This is a genomic window from Microcoleus sp. N9_B4 (genome assembly GCF_036701635.1).
Lineage (GTDB): Bacteria > Cyanobacteriota > Cyanobacteriia > Cyanobacteriales > Microcoleaceae > Microcoleus.
In genome coordinates this window covers 22,610-38,833 of the sequence record NZ_JAUBRC010000038.1, presented here as the reverse complement: position 1 = coordinate 38,833, position 16,224 = coordinate 22,610, and the positions used below count along the sequence as shown (strand labels likewise).

General features: G+C 44.0%; 13 protein-coding genes and 1 pseudogene. 11 read left to right on the top strand and 3 right to left on the bottom strand.

Going from position 1 to position 16,224, the window contains the following annotated elements; all coding sequences use genetic code 11:
* Positions 1–256: 256 nt before the first annotated feature.
* Positions 257–739 carry a flavin reductase family protein gene (locus tag QUA43_RS22560; protein ID WP_333376664.1) on the top strand — a complete coding sequence of 161 codons (483 nt, stop codon included), beginning with the start codon at positions 257–259 and terminating at the stop codon, positions 737–739.
* 91 nt (positions 740–830) lie between these two features.
* Here the strand turns inward: QUA43_RS22560 and QUA43_RS22555 are convergent, their stop codons facing one another.
* Positions 831–1,337 (bottom strand): pyroglutamyl-peptidase I family protein, encoded by a 507-nt coding sequence (locus tag QUA43_RS22555; RefSeq protein WP_333376662.1) that lies wholly within the window; start codon positions 1,335–1,337, stop codon positions 831–833.
* A gap of 46 nt (positions 1,338–1,383) precedes the next feature.
* Between QUA43_RS22555 and hisH the strand changes: the two genes are divergently transcribed.
* The 8 genes from hisH (at position 1,384) to QUA43_RS22515 (ending at position 9,068) form a co-directional block, all read left to right on the top strand.
* The gene (gene hisH, locus QUA43_RS22550) at positions 1,384–2,019 is read left to right on the top strand and encodes an imidazole glycerol phosphate synthase subunit HisH (protein WP_333376660.1); all 636 of its coding nucleotides are present in this window, start codon (positions 1,384–1,386) and stop codon (positions 2,017–2,019) included.
* A 172-nt stretch (positions 2,020–2,191) separates the two neighbouring features.
* Positions 2,192–2,734 carry a 16S rRNA (guanine(966)-N(2))-methyltransferase RsmD gene (rsmD, locus tag QUA43_RS22545; RefSeq protein WP_333376659.1) on the top strand — a complete coding sequence of 181 codons (543 nt, stop codon included), beginning with the start codon at positions 2,192–2,194 and terminating at the stop codon, positions 2,732–2,734.
* A 256-nt stretch (positions 2,735–2,990) separates the two neighbouring features.
* Positions 2,991–4,451, top strand: coding sequence for a phosphoglucosamine mutase (gene glmM / locus QUA43_RS22540; protein WP_333376709.1), 1,461 nt, complete (start codon positions 2,991–2,993; stop codon positions 4,449–4,451).
* Between the two features lie 212 nt (positions 4,452–4,663).
* Positions 4,664–6,310 (top strand): glycosyltransferase family 39 protein, encoded by a 1,647-nt coding sequence (locus QUA43_RS22535; RefSeq protein ID WP_333376657.1) that lies wholly within the window; start codon positions 4,664–4,666, stop codon positions 6,308–6,310.
* Positions 6,311–6,328: 18 nt separating this feature from the next.
* On the top strand, positions 6,329–7,303 hold the full coding sequence (hpsN, locus tag QUA43_RS22530; protein ID WP_333376656.1) for a hormogonium polysaccharide biosynthesis glycosyltransferase HpsN: 975 nt from the start codon (positions 6,329–6,331) through the stop codon (positions 7,301–7,303).
* Positions 7,304–7,333: 30 nt separating this feature from the next.
* The gene (hpsO, locus tag QUA43_RS22525) at positions 7,334–8,503 is read left to right on the top strand and encodes a hormogonium polysaccharide biosynthesis glycosyltransferase HpsO (protein WP_333376654.1); all 1,170 of its coding nucleotides are present in this window, start codon (positions 7,334–7,336) and stop codon (positions 8,501–8,503) included.
* Between the two features lie 41 nt (positions 8,504–8,544).
* Positions 8,545–8,892: a hypothetical protein gene (locus QUA43_RS22520; protein WP_333376653.1), complete on the top strand. Its 348-nt coding sequence runs from the start codon at positions 8,545–8,547 to the stop codon at positions 8,890–8,892.
* The gene (locus QUA43_RS22515; RefSeq protein ID WP_332977946.1) at positions 8,889–9,068 is read left to right on the top strand and encodes a hypothetical protein; all 180 of its coding nucleotides are present in this window, start codon (positions 8,889–8,891) and stop codon (positions 9,066–9,068) included. The genes QUA43_RS22520 and QUA43_RS22515 overlap by 4 nt, the downstream gene beginning before the upstream one ends.
* A 443-nt stretch (positions 9,069–9,511) precedes the next feature.
* Here the strand turns inward: QUA43_RS22515 and QUA43_RS22510 are convergent, their stop codons facing one another.
* The gene (locus QUA43_RS22510) at positions 9,512–9,967 is read right to left on the bottom strand and encodes an RloB family protein (RefSeq protein ID WP_333376651.1); all 456 of its coding nucleotides are present in this window, start codon (positions 9,965–9,967) and stop codon (positions 9,512–9,514) included.
* A 48-nt stretch (positions 9,968–10,015) separates the two neighbouring features.
* Between QUA43_RS22510 and QUA43_RS22505 the strand changes: the two are divergent.
* Positions 10,016–10,366, top strand: a pseudogene (locus tag QUA43_RS22505) (transposase); the annotation flags it as partial.
* 69 nt (positions 10,367–10,435) lie between these two features.
* Here the strand turns inward: QUA43_RS22505 and QUA43_RS22500 are convergent.
* Positions 10,436–15,457 carry a PAS domain S-box protein gene (locus tag QUA43_RS22500; protein ID WP_333376650.1) on the bottom strand — a complete coding sequence of 1,674 codons (5,022 nt, stop codon included), beginning with the start codon at positions 15,455–15,457 and terminating at the stop codon, positions 10,436–10,438.
* Positions 15,458–15,646: 189 nt separating this feature from the next.
* On the opposite strand from QUA43_RS22500, the gene QUA43_RS22495 reads away from it, so the two are divergent.
* A complete protein-coding gene (locus QUA43_RS22495; protein WP_333376648.1) occupies positions 15,647–15,799 on the top strand; it encodes a hypothetical protein in 153 nt (50 codons plus the stop codon).
* Positions 15,800–16,224 lie beyond the last annotated feature (425 nt).

Sequence of the window (16,224 nt, the reverse complement as noted above, 5' to 3'; positions counted from 1 at the left end):
GCTTTGTACATCAATAGTTTCAGGTTGTTTTCCCATGTCAAATTATTTGTCCGCGTTGACAGATTGCTGTCCGTTTGACAAATACAAGGTACTTTTATAGACGACCTTGGTTACGAGAGTAAAAAAGGGTATCAAAACAGCAATATTGGCAGTCTCAGCATTCGGGCCGGTGCGATCGCCCTTAAGACAGTTGGGTTTGGGGGCGCGACATTGGTAAACTGGGCGGTGTAGAATTATCGATCGAACAGGTAAGCCCGTGCTAGACGAACAAGCTAAAAAGACCATCTTGCGGAAAATCCCTCACGGATTGTACATCTGCGGTGTCAAAGACGGGGAGGAAGTCAACGGTTTCACCGCTAGCTGGGTGATGCAATCTTCCTTTACCCCTCCCTTAGTTGTCAACTGCGTTAAGCAAGACTCCAAATCCCACGGCATGATCAAAGCCAGCGGTGTCTTTGCTTTGAGTTTCCTAGAAGCAGGGCAAAAAGAGTTAGCCCAGAAATTCTTTAAACAGCAGCGCCGCGTTGGCAATAAATTTGAGGATGTAGAATTTTATCCCGGCGCGGAAACTGGTTGTCCGATTATCTCGGATTCTCTGGGTTACGTCGAGTGCAAAGTTGTCGGTTCTGTGGAACACGGGGATCACACGGTTTATGTGGGAGAAGTTTTGGCTGCAGGCGTCCACCGAGAAGGCAATCCGTTGCTGCTAGAAAGCACCGGTTGGAATTACGGCGGCTAATGATTTGGCAGTTGGCAACTGGCAGTTGTCAGTTGTCAGTTGTCAGTTGTCAGTTGTTAGTTGTTAGTTGTCAGTTGTCAGTTGTCGGTTGTTAAGGGAGGCGAGTTAAAATTAATAAAAAATCGGCGACAATTTTGTCGGCATTTTCTTCTGTCAAAATTGGTACGTGTACGAAAATACATTTGGTGCTAAGTTGAGAATCTGCAAGGTGTTTTAAAACTGCATAATAGAGGGCTTCACAAACAAATTTTCCGGCTTCGTGACTAATTTCGGTTGCAGCTAAATCAGCGACTAGCGGTTCTAGATTAACTGCTGTTTTCAGAATGTCGCTATCGCAGCAAGCGCAGGATTCTACGGTTAATTTTTGCCGACTTTCGGCCATGCCGCAGCAGATAATAGTGTCGGGTTGGATCTGGTTGATTTGGGCGATCGCTAAATTAGGTGCTAGCTGAAAATCTACTGGCAGTTTCCTCAAAAAAGTCAGAGAATCAGGCAAAGATTTGATTTGGGAAATCTTGGCTAATAAGTCGTCCGAAGAGTTGGATTTCTGATGGGGAAGCCAAGTATCAAATGAGGTTAGCAGGATTTTCGCCGTCATATTTGTGCAATAATACTGATATTGATAATATAAGGCAAGTAAGTCAATGTCTGTCATTGCAGTAGTAGACTATGACATGGGCAATCTGCACTCAGTCTGTAAAGGCTTGGAAAATGTGGGTGCAGTGCCAAAAATTACAGATTCTCCTGCTATAATCGAGCAGGCTGATGCGGTGGTTTTGCCGGGAGTTGGTTCGTTTGACCCGGCAATGCAGAACTTACGATCGCGCAATTTGATAGAACCGATAAAAAGTGCGATCGCCTCGGGAAAACCTTTTTTAGGCATTTGTTTGGGTTTGCAAATTCTGTTTGAAAGTTCCGAAGAAGGTGTAGAACCGGGATTGGGGGTTATTGCGGGAAAAGTGCGCCGATTTCGCTCGGAACCGGGTTTGACAATTCCCCACATGGGATGGAATCAATTGCAATTTACTCAGCCGGATTTGCCGCTGTGGCAAAATTTACCGTCTGATCCTTGGGTTTATTTCGTGCATTCTTATTATGTCGATCCAGTTGATTTGGAAGTGCGATCGGCAATTGTGACTCACGGTAGTCAAAACGTGACGGCGGCTATAGCTAAAGACAATTTGATGGCCGTGCAATTTCACCCGGAAAAGTCTTCGACTACGGGGTTGCAAATGCTGTCAAATTTTGTCAGTCTGGTGAGGGAAAAAGTACCTGCTTAGGTGGCATGAATCTTAGAAAAAACCCGGTAGATTGCCGAAACCGGGTTTGACATTTTTAACAGTCTTATTCCTTATTCCTTCTTTCTTATTCCTTATTCCTTCTTTCTTCTTCCTTCTTGCCTCTTCTTTCTTCCTTCTTCCTTCTTCCTTCTTCCTTCTTCCTTCTTCCTAAATGAGTTTAAGAATCTGTGGCAATCGCCAAATCAAAACCCTGCCGGGACTCGCAACTCGCCCTACACCTTCGCGAGTCAGAGAAGCTTTATTTAATATTTGGCAAGGGACGATCGCAAATTGCAGATGGCTTGACATTTGTACCGGCAGCGGTTCGATGGGTGCAGAAGCTTTGTGTCGGCAAGCCGCGAGTGTCACTGGCATCGAACAGTCGGCGAAAGCTTGTGCGATTATCCGCGAAAACTGGGAGCAAGTAGCAGACTCGTCCCAAACATTCCAAATACTGCGGGGAAACGCGACGGCGAAATTGGCGGCACTAGCGGGGCAGCAGTTCGATCGCATTTACTTCGATCCGCCCTATGCCAGCGACTTGTACGAACCTGTGTTAAACACGATCGCCAGCCAAGAAATGCTAGCACCAAACGGCGAAATCGCGATCGAACACAGCCCGGAGCGATCGACACAACCGATTTCCGGTCTAGAAATTTGCCGCCATAAAATATACGGCAATACAGCATTAACCTTCTATACCCGCAGTTGCTGATCGGCTCAAACCGCAGCAGCGTCACGCCTGGAGACAGAAATAAACCGGGTTTCGTGGCGTGGGCGCGCCCGGGACTAAAAGTTTTTCCCTTGGATACAATACAAATTTTTCCGATGAAGTTAAGCTTTGTGCGTAGGTTGTCTGAGCAAGTTGCCTCAGCAATTGACGAAATAAATGGAGTTTAGGCTGAAAATAAAGACTTTCAGTTGTAACATGAACCCAAAGTGTGAGTGTGAATATTCCTAAAGGAGTGAATATGGTTCAGACACCTTCGCGCCCTCGTGGCAGCGAGTTTCCGGCTGCTAACTCGGTACAGCCAGTCAAACGCGATACGATTCTGCTGGGAGATAGCCTCCCCCTGCCCAATACCAAACTCTTCGGCACAGACGGCATTCGCGGGAAAGTTGGAGAATTGCTGAATGCACCCCTAGCCCTACAAGTAGGCTTCTGGGCTGGACAAGTTCTACGGCAACATTCCCCTAACCAGGGGCCTGTGATTTTGGGGCAAGACAGCAGGAGTTCCAGCGATATGCTGGCAATGGCACTGTCAGCGGGTTTGACGGCCGCCGGTTTAGAAGTGTGGAATTTGGGATTGTGTCCCACTCCCTGCGTTGCTTATCTGGCAAGCGTTTCGGAGTCGGTCGGCGGAGTGATGATTTCGGCTTCTCACAATCCCCCAGAAGACAACGGCATTAAATTTTTCGGCTCAAACGGCTCAAAGCTGTCGCAGCAATTGCAGGAACAAATCGAAGCGGGAATCCGGGGGGCAAAGGTTCCGGTTGCTAGCTTGGCTTGGGGACACCACTACCATCGGTCTGAGTTGGTTAAAGATTATGCCACTTCCCTCTGTGATTCGCTGCAACAGATGAATTTGGAGGGAATGCGGATAGTTTTGGATTTGGCTTGGGGGGCGGCCGCGGGTTTGGCGCCGGCGGTGTTCGCGCAAATGGGGGCGGATGTGATCTGTTTGCACGACTCTCCTGATGGATCTCGCATTAATGTTAACTGCGGTTCTACTCATCTCGACAGTTTGCAAGCGGCGGTTTTGGAACACAATGCCGATTTGGGATTTGCTTTTGACGGGGATGCCGATCGAGTTTTGTGTGTTGACAACCAAGGTCGAACGATTGACGGCGATTACATTCTTTATCTGTGGGGCCGGCAGTTGCGCGACTCCGAACAGTTACCATCCAATTTAATTATTTCTACTGTAATGGCTAACCTCGGCTTCGAGCGAGCTTGGGAAGAATTGGGCGGCAAACTAACTAGAACCAACGTCGGAGATCAGTACGTTCACGCTGAAATGCAGCGCACTGGTGCGATGTTGGGCGGCGAACAGTCGGGACACATTCTTTGTCCGCATTACGGTGTCAGCGGCGACGGTTTGCTGACAGCTTTGCATTTGGCTTCGCTGGTGCGCCAGTCCGGGCAATCTTTAGCACAATTGGTAAGTGGCAGTTTCCAAACTTATCCGCAGTTGCTGCGAAATATTCGGGTTGAGGATCGCGAAAAACGCCTGAAATGGCAGGAGTGCGAGGCAATGCAAAGTGCGATCGATCGTGCTACAACAGCAATGGGCGAACAGGGACGGGTTTTGGTTCGCGCTTCTGGCACTGAACCGCTAATCCGAGTTATGGTGGAAGCTGCCAGCGCCGAATTGGCTAATTTCTGGACTGAAAATTTAGTTTTAGCCGTTCAGCAACACATAGCTATCTGATGGAAATGGGGCATTAATCTGAAGGAAGAAGGAAGAAGGAAGAAGGAAGAAGGAAGAAGGAAGAAGGAAGAAGGAAGAAGGAAGAAGGAAGAACCCTCTCTAAAAATATAGGGGATATTTAAACCCATTTCTCATTCTTTATTACCTCATTTTTATTCCCTCTCTCCTAAATAACTCAATCCTTCTTTCTTCATTTCCCCATTTCTGATTGTATGAACACCAAATCAATTCAAAATGGGCGGCTGCATCGAATTTCGTTAAAAATTTTAATTGTCGTCATATTAATAACGGGGATATGGTTTCGCTTTACTAATCTGGATCGAAAAGTCTACTCGTTCGACGAATCTATCACCTCGCTGCGAATTTCTGGCTACACCTGGACGGAAATGGTGCAGCAAGATTTTCAAGGCAAAACAATTAGCGTCGCAGATTTGCAGCGGAAATACCAGCAGATAAATCCCGAAAAAGGTTGGTTCGATACTGTTAAAGGTTTAGCTACAGAAGAACCTCAACTATCGCCGCTGTATTTTATTTTAGCCAGGTTTTGGGTGCAGTTGTTCGGCCCGCAAGTGGCGACTGTCAGAAGTCTTTCAGCTTTGATTAGTTTGTTAGTTTTTCCCAGCATTTATTGGCTGTGCTGGGAATTATTTCGCTCTGCGTCTGTGGGATGGGTGGCTGTTACAATCGTTGCTGTTTCACCTTTTCACGTCTTGTACGCGCAAGAGGCAAGACCCTACATGATGTTTGCAGTCCTAGTCTTGCTGTCGAATGCAATTCTGCTGCGGGCGTTAGCGAAGCCCTCGAAGAGGATCGCCCTACAAAATTCTCCTGCCACATCTAAATTGAGCAAGGCTGTTTGGTTTATTTATGCGATCGCCCTGACTTTCGGACTCTATTGTAGTTTATTATTTTTTTTAGTAGTATTCGCCCACGGCATCTATGTAATTATCACAGAAAATTGGCGTTTTAGCAAAACATTAATTGCTTATTTACTAGCTTCAGCGGCAGCAATAATGATTTTTGCTCCTTGGATTTGGATATTAGTTTATAACTCTGAAAAAATTCAGGCAACCGTAGGCTTTCCCCGCTTTTTCATGCCTTTGATGTCTTCACTTAAACCTTTAACTCTCATCACCTGCCGAATGTTTATCGACACGCATTGGGCAGGCGGAATCATCAAATCTGGCTCTAGAAATATGACTACAGATTTAATCAGACTGATTGTAGCCGCCGTATTGCTGTTAGCGATCGCACATTCAATATACTCGCTCTGCCGCTCAACTCCCAAACGAGTTGGGCTGTTTCTATTGACAGCGATCGGAATTACAGCGATAGTATTGATAGCAGTGGGAGGCATTGCAGATCGCTATCTGGTTCCCTATATTTTAGCAATCCAGATAGCTGTTGCCTATCTATTCACTGCTAAAATTGCAGCCGCCACCAATCCCCGCCAACAAAAACTGTGGCAGCTCGGTTTAATAGCGCTAATATCGAGTGGAATAGTTTCTGGTGCCGTCAGCTCACAGTCACAACTTTGGTGGAACAAGTATCCTTCTAGCACTAAATATAATCCGCAACTAGCCGCGATTGTCAATCAAGCGAAAAAACCTTTAGTAATCACTCACGGAGGCAACAACATCACAGGAAAAATACTGTCTGTCAGCTATCTGCTGAATCCACAAGTACAGCTTTTACTGGCAGTAAAACCCAAACAAGTCAAAATTCCTGACGGTTTTAGCGATGTATTTTTATACCGAGCTACAGAAGCATTACAATTTGAACTAGAAAAAGTGCAAAAATATAAAATCACACCAATTTACCAGCCGGGCGATGTTTGGCTTTGGCGTGTAGAGAAATAAGGAAAGTGGCAACTGCACATGATGATTTCTGTTGTGATACCTACCTACAACCGCGAGCAACCTCTGCGAGAGACATTGGCTGATGCGATTCGGCAAAATTACCCGAATTTTGAAGTGCTGGTAATTGATCAAACTCGCACCCATGAATCAGAAACTCAAGTTTATTTAGAGGAATTGGCAAATGCTGGCAAAATTCGCTGGTTTAGAGTAGATTGGGCGAGTTTGCCTGGTGCTCGAAATTATGCAGTGCGACGCGCAGTTGGAGAGATTATTTTATTTATTGATGATGATGTACAATTGCCAGATGGTTTTTTGGCGGCTCACGCTGACAACTATTTAGAAAAACCTGATGTGGGATGTGTGGCGGGCAGGGTTTTTGACAGAATGAAATTGGATTTTTCTGGAGGCGATTTGGCGATCGAATATTTGCCCTCAGAAGCGATGGATGCGGGCATTGCCTGGTATTTTATCGATTTGGTACATACAGTAAAACCGCAGCAGGTGCTCTCAGCTAGGGGCTGTAATATGTCATTTCGCAGGCAGGTATTTGCCGAATGCGGGCTGAGGTTTGACGAGCGGTTTGCAGGGAGTGCGGTGCGGGAGGAGTCGGATTTTTGTTTGAGATTGCGATCGACTGGCATGAAAATTTGGTACGATCCTAATGCGTGTTTAGTTCACTTAGGGGAAGAGAGCGGCGGATGTCACGATGTCAGTACGCGATCGATCGAATATCAAGTCACATTTTATCACAATCACTTTCTAATGGGATTGAAAAATTTAACAGCCTTTCAATGCCTGCGGTTTTTTGCGAAACTATTTGACTGCCACGTTTTGGGAAATCCGCCTTGCTATAAAAGCGCCTCCCCCATTAAAATCATAACGAGATTTGCTTTTTATATCCTGGGTTTTCTCAGTGCTATAAATACACTAATTCAATCTCTGTGGAATGATGGACAAATTTACAGCCATCAAGACAAGATTAACGCTCAATAATTACCTATTCCCCTTCGCCCTTCCCAATAAATGAGAATTCTCGTGGCTAGTCACACCTATATTGTGGACATAAATCGGGAAAAATTCAAGATATTAGCCAACCTAGAACCCGATATTGAAGTAACAGTTGTAGTGCCTCAGCGTTGGAAACCGGGAGGCGTACAAAATAAAATTATAGAAACGCCATTTTATCAAAAAGGCTCATTTAAAGTAGTTCCAGTCTCCAACTTGAGTCAAAACAATCAAGGATTGCTAAGCTTTGGCATTGATTTAATTAAAGTTTTGCAAAACTTTAGACCGCAGATAATTCAAGTTGAGCAAGGTTCAAAATCTATCGCTTGTGCTCAGTTAATCTTACTAAATAAACTGCTAAGATTGCAAGCAAAAAATATATTATTTACCTGGTGGAACCTGCCTTATCAATTGAATTGGCCAATTTCAGTCTTAGAAAATTACAATCTTCAGCACACCGACGGAATTATTGCAGGCAACCTAGATGGAGCTAAAATTTTGCGGCAGCGGGGCTATCAAGGTGCGGTAAAAGTAATGCCACAACTCGGAGTAGATGAAACTTTGTTTCGTCGCACTGGTAAAGACACTGATTTATCGCGCAGGTTCGGTATTGAACCGACTGATTTTGTGGTAGGATTTGTAGGGCGATTTGTTGAAGAAAAAGGATTGTTAACTTTAGCTGAAGCCTTGGCAGGGTTGAAAAAAAACTCTTGGAAGTGGCTGTTAGTAGGACAAGGAAAATTGCGGGCGCACCTCGCAGAAAAATGTATTGAATGGGGAATCAGCGACCGCATAATCTGGGTAGAAAGCGTTTCTCACGAAGAAATCCCCCCCTACATTAACTTAATGAACTGTTTGGTATTGCCATCGCAAACCAGCTATAAATTCAAAACTTTTACCGCTGTGGGCTGGAAAGAACAATTCGGTCATGTTTTAATTGAAGCGATGGCCTGTCACATTCCGGTTATTGGTTCCGACTGCGGGGAAATTCCCCACGTCATCGGCGATGCGGGGTTATTATTCCCAGAAGGAAATGCAGGGGTTTTGCGAGAGTGTTTGCAGAAATTGATGGAGTGGCAGGAGTTGGCAGCAGATTTGGGCGATCGGGGTTATCATAGAGCGATGAGTAATTATACAAATAAAGCTTTAGCTGAGCAGTTATTGGAATTCTACAAAGAATTGTTGTAACTTTTAGCTATAATGCAAGTGTTAAATAAAAACTGTGGTAAATGTCTATTCCTCCCGACATACGCTCTTTGGTTAACGAACTCTACCAGGTACTAGACGATAGTGAGCGCCAAGCAACGCTGGGACTTTTTGCACTTAGAAGAGCCATGTCTCTTTTTCCCCAGAATGAAATACTGATGCAATACTTTTCTTCGATCAGTAATTTTCAATTCTGCGTATCAGGTGTTCGCTTACAAGCAGAGCACATTGTGGGCAATATATTGCTGGATGGTGTGCCCGATGAAGATGTTCAAAAAGCAGGAGATTATTTAGCAGCCTTGCTACATATGGCTCCTGAATCGAGAATTATGATTGACAAAGTAGTTGAGAGATTAGAAGCATTGCCATGAAACAATTACCAGATGAAAGCCTCCTACTGGAAATCCTTGAAATTGTGAAAGCTGCGGAAGCAAAAGCCAGTGAAATGTATGAATTTTCCAAGACAATGGCTCACAATACCCAAATTACAGCAACAAAGAGAGAGGAAGCTGAACAGCTAGACGGGCAACCTTTTGCAGATAATTAAATTTGTCATGGGAGATGTTGGTATGTTGATTTAAATAACTATCCCCCCTGCGGATTCTCCAAATTATCTCCTCAATTTCCCTCGTCTACGGCGGGCCGAGTCAAATGGTACTCGGACTTTCTGGGGCCCTCGCTTCCCGAGGTATTGATGTCACAATTATCACCACAGATTCTAACGGAGATATCGGTCAACATCCCTTAGATGTGAGTCTAAATCAACCAATAAAACAAAACGGTTATCAGATTATTTATTTCCGCTGTTCTCCGTTTCATAGATATAAGTTTTTACTCTCGTTATTGCCGTGAAAGTTGCAGGGCGATCGCATGGGGGGGCTAAAAACCCCGTTTCTATGAGTTAGTTTTGCAAGGAACGAGAAATATACGAAGAAAGCGAGTTTCGGAGGTCTTTTGATAATCAGATGTATGTACTGCCAAAATTCCTCATCAATCAGGAATAAAACTGTTAAGTTCTTCGACTGGCAAATGTACTGTTGTTGAAGGATAGTCAGTTTCAGGATTGGGGCGATCGTATTCAATTAAAAGCCGTTTTGCGTGTTTAATTTCATCCTGGTGTCTGTCTTTTAGTTCCTCATAAATTGTCTCACTGTTTTTCTCATACTTGTGTCCCAGTAACTTCGTCAACATATTTTGATAATCTTTGCGAGAAATTCCAGTATTATAAAAATGGAAGTGTAGTAAATACCAAAGTTCAAAAGCATCATTGGAGTAAGCTACTTTAAAGCCGTTAGTTTTGGCAAGAGTTATAGCTGCATTAAAAATTTGGGCTTCGTGAGGATTTTTATCGTTTCTATCGCGATCGAACACACACCAAAATCGGTCTTTTTCGTCCGATTCTGAGTCGTTTTTTAATTCAATAGCTTTTTCTACTAAACTCTTCATATTTTTTCATTTCAGGGGACTTAAAAGCACAAGTAGAAGCTTATTATAATTAGAATCAGTGAGCCGCCCCTAGGAAGACCGCCAGCAAATGTCAGTAAATCAAAAAAGAAGCAAGCCGCATATGATGAAAGAATTAGAAATGCGATAGAGGGAAAGTTTGGGGGTTGCGGAAACGAAGATTCGGTATCAATCGAGTAATAGCAAAACTTGATTATACATCTGGTACAGTTATTGCAATTACTTTTTTGGTAATGAACCGATGCTTCCTGGTGGCGCCGGGTTTTTTGTGTGTTTTTATGTCTATTTGGAAAAAGAACACCTGTTTTGGGATTGATGATAATTTCCCATTATAATTGGAGTGGATTAACTCAGGAAAAGCTGATTTTTAATCGAGCTTGAATATATCGATCGCTCTTGCTAGTGATCTGCGATCACTTATTCAGCAAAACCTAATTACAAATTCCTAATTTATTGCCCCAAATTTGAGTTCGTACCAGCTAAATTCGGCCGCACTGGAATTTCAATCAAAAACTCCGCGCCCTCTCCCGGTGTCGAAATACAGCTCAATCTGCCGCCGTGGCGATCGACGATAATCGAGTGAGAAATCGACAGTCCCAAACCCGTGCCCTTGCCCACAGGTTTAGTCGTGAAAAACGGGTCAAACAGCCTCGATCGCACCGACTCCGGTATCCCCCGCCCGTTGTCCGCAATCGATACCGCTACGAAGCCAGCAGCAGCCTGATAACTGCGAATAGCGATCGTGCTGGGATGTCGATCGCGCTCCTCGATCGGACGCTGCTTGTCCCGTTCTTCCAAAGCATCGATCGCATTAATTAAAATATTCATAAATACCTGATTCAACTCGCCAGGAAAACATTCAATTTGTGGCAATAGTTGGTAATCTTTAACTATGTTAATTTCTCCATGACTGCTATGAGATTTTAACCGATTTTGCAAAATCATCAAAGTGCTATCAATTCCCTCGTGAATGTTGACCAACTTCCCAGCAGATTCGTCCAATCGGGAAAAGTTACGCAACGATTTCACAATCTCGACAATTCGCTCGGTTCCTACTTGCATCGAATTAAACAATCTCGGGAAATCCTCAGCAATATAATCCAAGTCTATTTCATTAATCTTCTCCAAGACTTGGGCTGGAGGATGAGGACAGTAATGCTGGTAAACTTTAATCACTTCCAGCAAATCTAAAGTGTAATTGCGAGCAGGATTGAGATTGCCGTGAATAAAGCTAACAGGGTTATTAATTTCGTGAGCAACACCAGCAACTAACTGGCCCAAGCTCACCATTTTTTCATTTTGAACGAGCTGAGCTTGAGTCGTTCGGAGTTTGTTAATAGCTGCTTCTAACTCTAGCGCTTTTGAACGTTCTCGCGCTTCCGATTCCTGCAAAGCTGACTCGGCTTGTTTGCGATCGGCAATTTCACTTTGTGCTTGCTCAAACAGCATTGATTGCTGGATCGCGATCGCCAACTGCACGCTAATTTGTTTGAGACACTCGACCTCAATTTCCTGCCAGTGACGGCTGCCCGCGCACTCGTGAGCAATCAATAGCCCCCACAACTTCTCGCCTTGCAAAATCGGCACTACCAAATTAGCTCGCACCTGAAATTGACTTAATAAATTAATGTAGCACTGGGAAAGACCTGCTTTGTAAATATCATCGACAGCTAGAGGGCGACCGTGTTCGTAAGCAGAAGCATAGCTGTCTTGCAAGCAGGAATCTTTAATAGTTATTCCCTGAATCGACTGCCAATTTTTGCCCACCGACTCGACCGTTATAAAACCGCTCCAATCGGGATTAAAGCGATAAATAACTGTCCGATCTGTTTGCAAAAACTGCCGTACTTCAGCAACAGTTTTTGTCAAAATTTCTTCTAAATTGAGAGAAGAGCGAATGCGTTCCAGCATTTTTACCACCAGGCGTTCTCGCTTTAATTGCTGGCGCAAGATAGCCTCGGCAAGTTTGCGAGCGCTAATATCTTCAATCACAGCAATTACATAGCTAGGTTCCCCAAACTCATCCCGCACTAAAGATACAGTCATATTAGTCCAAACAAATGAACCGTCTTTGCGAATAAAGCGTTTCTCAATGGAATAATTAAAAATTTGCCCAGCTAACAGTCTGTCGCGCGACTCGACATCTGCTGCTACATCTTCGGGGTGAGAAATATCCCCAACATTTCGCGCTTTCAGCTCCAATTCTGAGTATCCCACAATATTGCAAAAGCCTTGATTTGCATTCAAAAATTGACCGTCGCGCCACACTTTAACAATGCCAATCGCCGCTTGTTCAAATACAGCTCGAAATCGCTGTTCGCTTTCTTGTAAAGCAATTTCTGCTTTTTTGCGATGGCTAATATCCATTGCCGTGCCACACAGCCGCACCACCTGACCCAACTCATTTTTAACAGCTTTTCCTTTAGCGTTAACGTGCCTAATTTCTCCTGATGGAAAACAGATGCGGTGGTCGATGTCGTAAGCTGTCCCTTCAGTCACTGCGTTTTGCACAACTTGTGTAAAATTTTCTTTGTCATCGGAATGAATTTGCTCTAAAAGTTCTTCCATTGTCGGCGGCTGATTCAATTCTCTACCGTAAACTCGAAATAGTTCTTCCGACCAAGTAATAATTCCTGCCTCAATATCGAATTCCCAATTGCCGATGCGGGCTATTTTTTGCGCTGCTTGCAACTGTTCGGCAAGTTGTTGCAAAGATGCGATCAACTGAGTTTTTTCGGCTTCTGCTGCAACGCGGACACTGATATCTTTGTGAGTGCCTGTTATCCGCAACGGCGCACCCCATTCGTCGTACTCGACTACCTTGCCCATCGCCAGAATCCACTGCCAATTGCCCGCTTTGTTGAGCATCCGAAATTCAAATTCATAGATATCAGTCTCACCTTCCAAATAGGAATTTAAAGATTCCATTACCTTCACTCGGTCTTCAGGGTGCAGCAAGCTTTCCCAACCTTTGAGTTTGTTTTCAATTTCGGTTTCTGCGTAGCCTAGCATTGATTTCCAATAAAAGTCGAAATAAGTTTCACCAGTAGCTATATTCCAATCCCACAGCCCCAAAGAGCTGCCTGAAACTGCCAATTGCAATCGCTCTTGACTGAGTTTTAATGCTGATTCAGTGCGTTTTATTTCTGTGAGATCGGCAATTATGGCTATCATTCCTATCGGCTGACTAGCGCTATCTTTAATGCAGTCAGCTCGCAAGAAAGTTTCTATAATATCGCCATTTTTACTTTTGATTTCTATTTCACTTGCCCAGGAAAAACCTTTCCGCAGCACCCTAAATAACTTTCTCAAATCTTGAGATTTGGGGTACATTACTGCTGGGCCTCCGGCATTATTTAGTTCATCAACTGTATAGCCGTAGCGCTGAATAAATGCTTGATTGTGATAAACGGAATAACCGTCCAAATCTGCGATCGCGATCGCATCACTAGCGCTGTCTACAGCTTGAGTTACCAGGCACAGAGTCAGTTCGGCTTGTTTGCGATCGGTAATGTCAAAAATCGCTCTGTCGAGCCACAAAACTAGCCCTTCTAGATTGTAAGTTGGCCTACCTCTTTCCGACATCCACCGCACCGCCCCGTCATCGCGAACAATCCGGTATTCTAGATTGTACGGCTGTTTCGACTCTACTGCTGCGCTGATTTGTCGATCGACCATTTCCTTGTCTGCCTCGTGGACAATGCTCGCCAAACTCAAGCCGTTGTTGCCAATAAAATCCCCAGCAGGATACCCACTAATTACCTCAATTTCATCGCTAATAAATACCATCGTCCACTCAGCATCGTACAAGCTGCGGCAAATAGCGCCTGGGATATTCTCAACGAGCGATCGAAATCTGGCTTCGCTCTCCCGCAAAGCGGCTTCTGCCTGTTTTAAATCAGTAATATCCAGCACCATGCCTTCCCAAACTATATCCCCTTCCTGTTCTATTTCCGTCGGACAATTAACTCGTTCCGGTCTCGAAACCCCTTGCATCCACTTAAGTTTCCCCGACGGTACAATCGCGCGCCATTCCTGCTGCCAGGGCTGCATATTTGCCGCAGAGACAGCAATAGATTCTTCAAATTTTTGACGATCATCTGGATGAATAAAACTAAAAAGGAGTTGAGGATTATGCTGAATATTGTCTGGTTCCAATTCAAATAAATAGCGACTGCCAGAAGAAATATAAGGGAAACTTCTTTGGCCGTCGATTGAGAGACGAAATTGATAAATTATTCCCGGTAAATTGGCAGCAAGTTGCCGAAGTCTAGCTTCGCTTTCTTGCTGCGCTAATTGTTTGCGCCTATCCTCAGTGATATCTCGAATTATCCCGACGAGAATTTTACTGCCGTCGATATTTTCAAAGACAGTTTTTTTAGTAGACAGAATGTGCTTTGCACCGCTGCTGTCTGTAAATATTTCCTCGGTTTCGTTTTCTTTCCCCGTCCTAAACACTTGTTGGTCAGTATGCCAAAAAATCTCAGCTTCTTGTTGGGGAAAAAAATCGTAATCCGATTTGCCCAGCAGTTCCTCGCGCTGCTTCCCGATCAGCTTGCAAAAAGCATCATTTAACAGTATCCAGCGGTGCTGTTCATCCTTGACAAAAAGTGGGTCTGCAACTGTATCGATTGTATAATTCAAAAACATTTTACTAGCTTCAAGTTCGGAAACTGCTAAAATTTTATCGGTAATATCATTGATAGTTCCTGTTGTCCCCAGCGCCGCGCCGTTCCAGCCAAAAATAAAAAATTCTTGCACTTCTACCCACCGAATTTCCCCATTTTTGGTAATATATCGACTTTGGTAACAACAGGATGTTTCTTGATTTGGTCTCTGACCTCTAAACGAATTTAAATATTGGTATTGATCCTCAGAATGAATGTAACTCAAACAGGAAGTCCCTAAGCTTTCATCAACGGTAAATCCGGTAATTTCCGTCCAAGCCGGATTCAGAAAAGTCCAATTGCCAGCAGTATTTGTTTCAAAAACGACTTCTTTGATATTGCCAACAACCTGCTGGTATTTTTCTTGACTTTTTTGCCATTCTGCTTGCCGTTTCTGGCGGGCGATCGCGCACCTGAGCGTCCGCACCAGCAGCCGGCTGTCTACCTGTCTTTTCACCAGATAATCTTGGGCGCCGGCGGCAATTAACTCGACAGCCAGTTGTTCGTCATCTGCGGCTGTAAGAATGACGATCGGAGTATTTATACCGCAATCTTGAAGGCGCAAAAAAGTATTAAATTTTAGGCTGTCAGGAAGTGAAATATCTAATAAAATTACATCAAAAATTTTGTCGCTTAAAATTTCTATCGCTTCCCGGAGGCGGACTACATTGGTGACATCAATTGATTGTCTTAGTTGGGGTTCAGACAGCAGTCCTTGAATGAGTTCTGCATCTTCGGCACAATCTTCTACTAAAAGAATTTTTAAACAAGCAGGCGTTAAAGTTGACTCAAACACAGATGTCATACCATTTTATATTTTTGATTTGAGATTGGGAATGACTGATGACTATCGCAGTTTGGTTCTTGCGTACATTGGCATTTTTTTTACTGCTATCCTTTAGCTATTTTTTAGTAATTATAAAATCTCACCAGCGGATGCAGCTACCTAGCTGATGATTGGGGAACTTGAACCGCAGCATTTAGAGTGCGCTGTGTGGTTGCAGACCCCGCAGATTTATTTGTAGAATTGAGTTGTTCGCTGCAAGTTTTCCGCCTCGCCCCAAACCTAGTGGCCCAAAACTATCATCCTCTTACCAATATGGCAACTCAACTCTATTTTAATTTACAACGTTTGGCAGGGGAATAGCAAGAGGCAAGTCAAAAGAGCGCGGAGTCATCAGGATTTGCATTGCTGATAGCCTTTGAAACTTTAGATTTTAAATAGCCGTTTAAAGCTTGCCTAAAGTAAAATTATTTATTGGTGAAATGGTATTACTAATAAGCTACGATAATTACCGTTGATTTACAAAATACGCTCTGAGATTGTGTTCGGTTAATTGTCCGCAATTAGCGCCTATTTGTATTGAGCAATGCAAATCCTCTCTTGATCGAGGAACCAAGACTTGCATTCCTTGCTACAAACCTAATTACCAACTTATAGCGTATTCCGGGTTTATGAAGTACACCGCGCTCTCACGGGGTTTCTTTACAGTTCTCGCATCCTTACTGATGCTGTTGCTCGAAACCCGGTTTATCCGTACTACATCTACATGGACTATGCTGTAATTACGG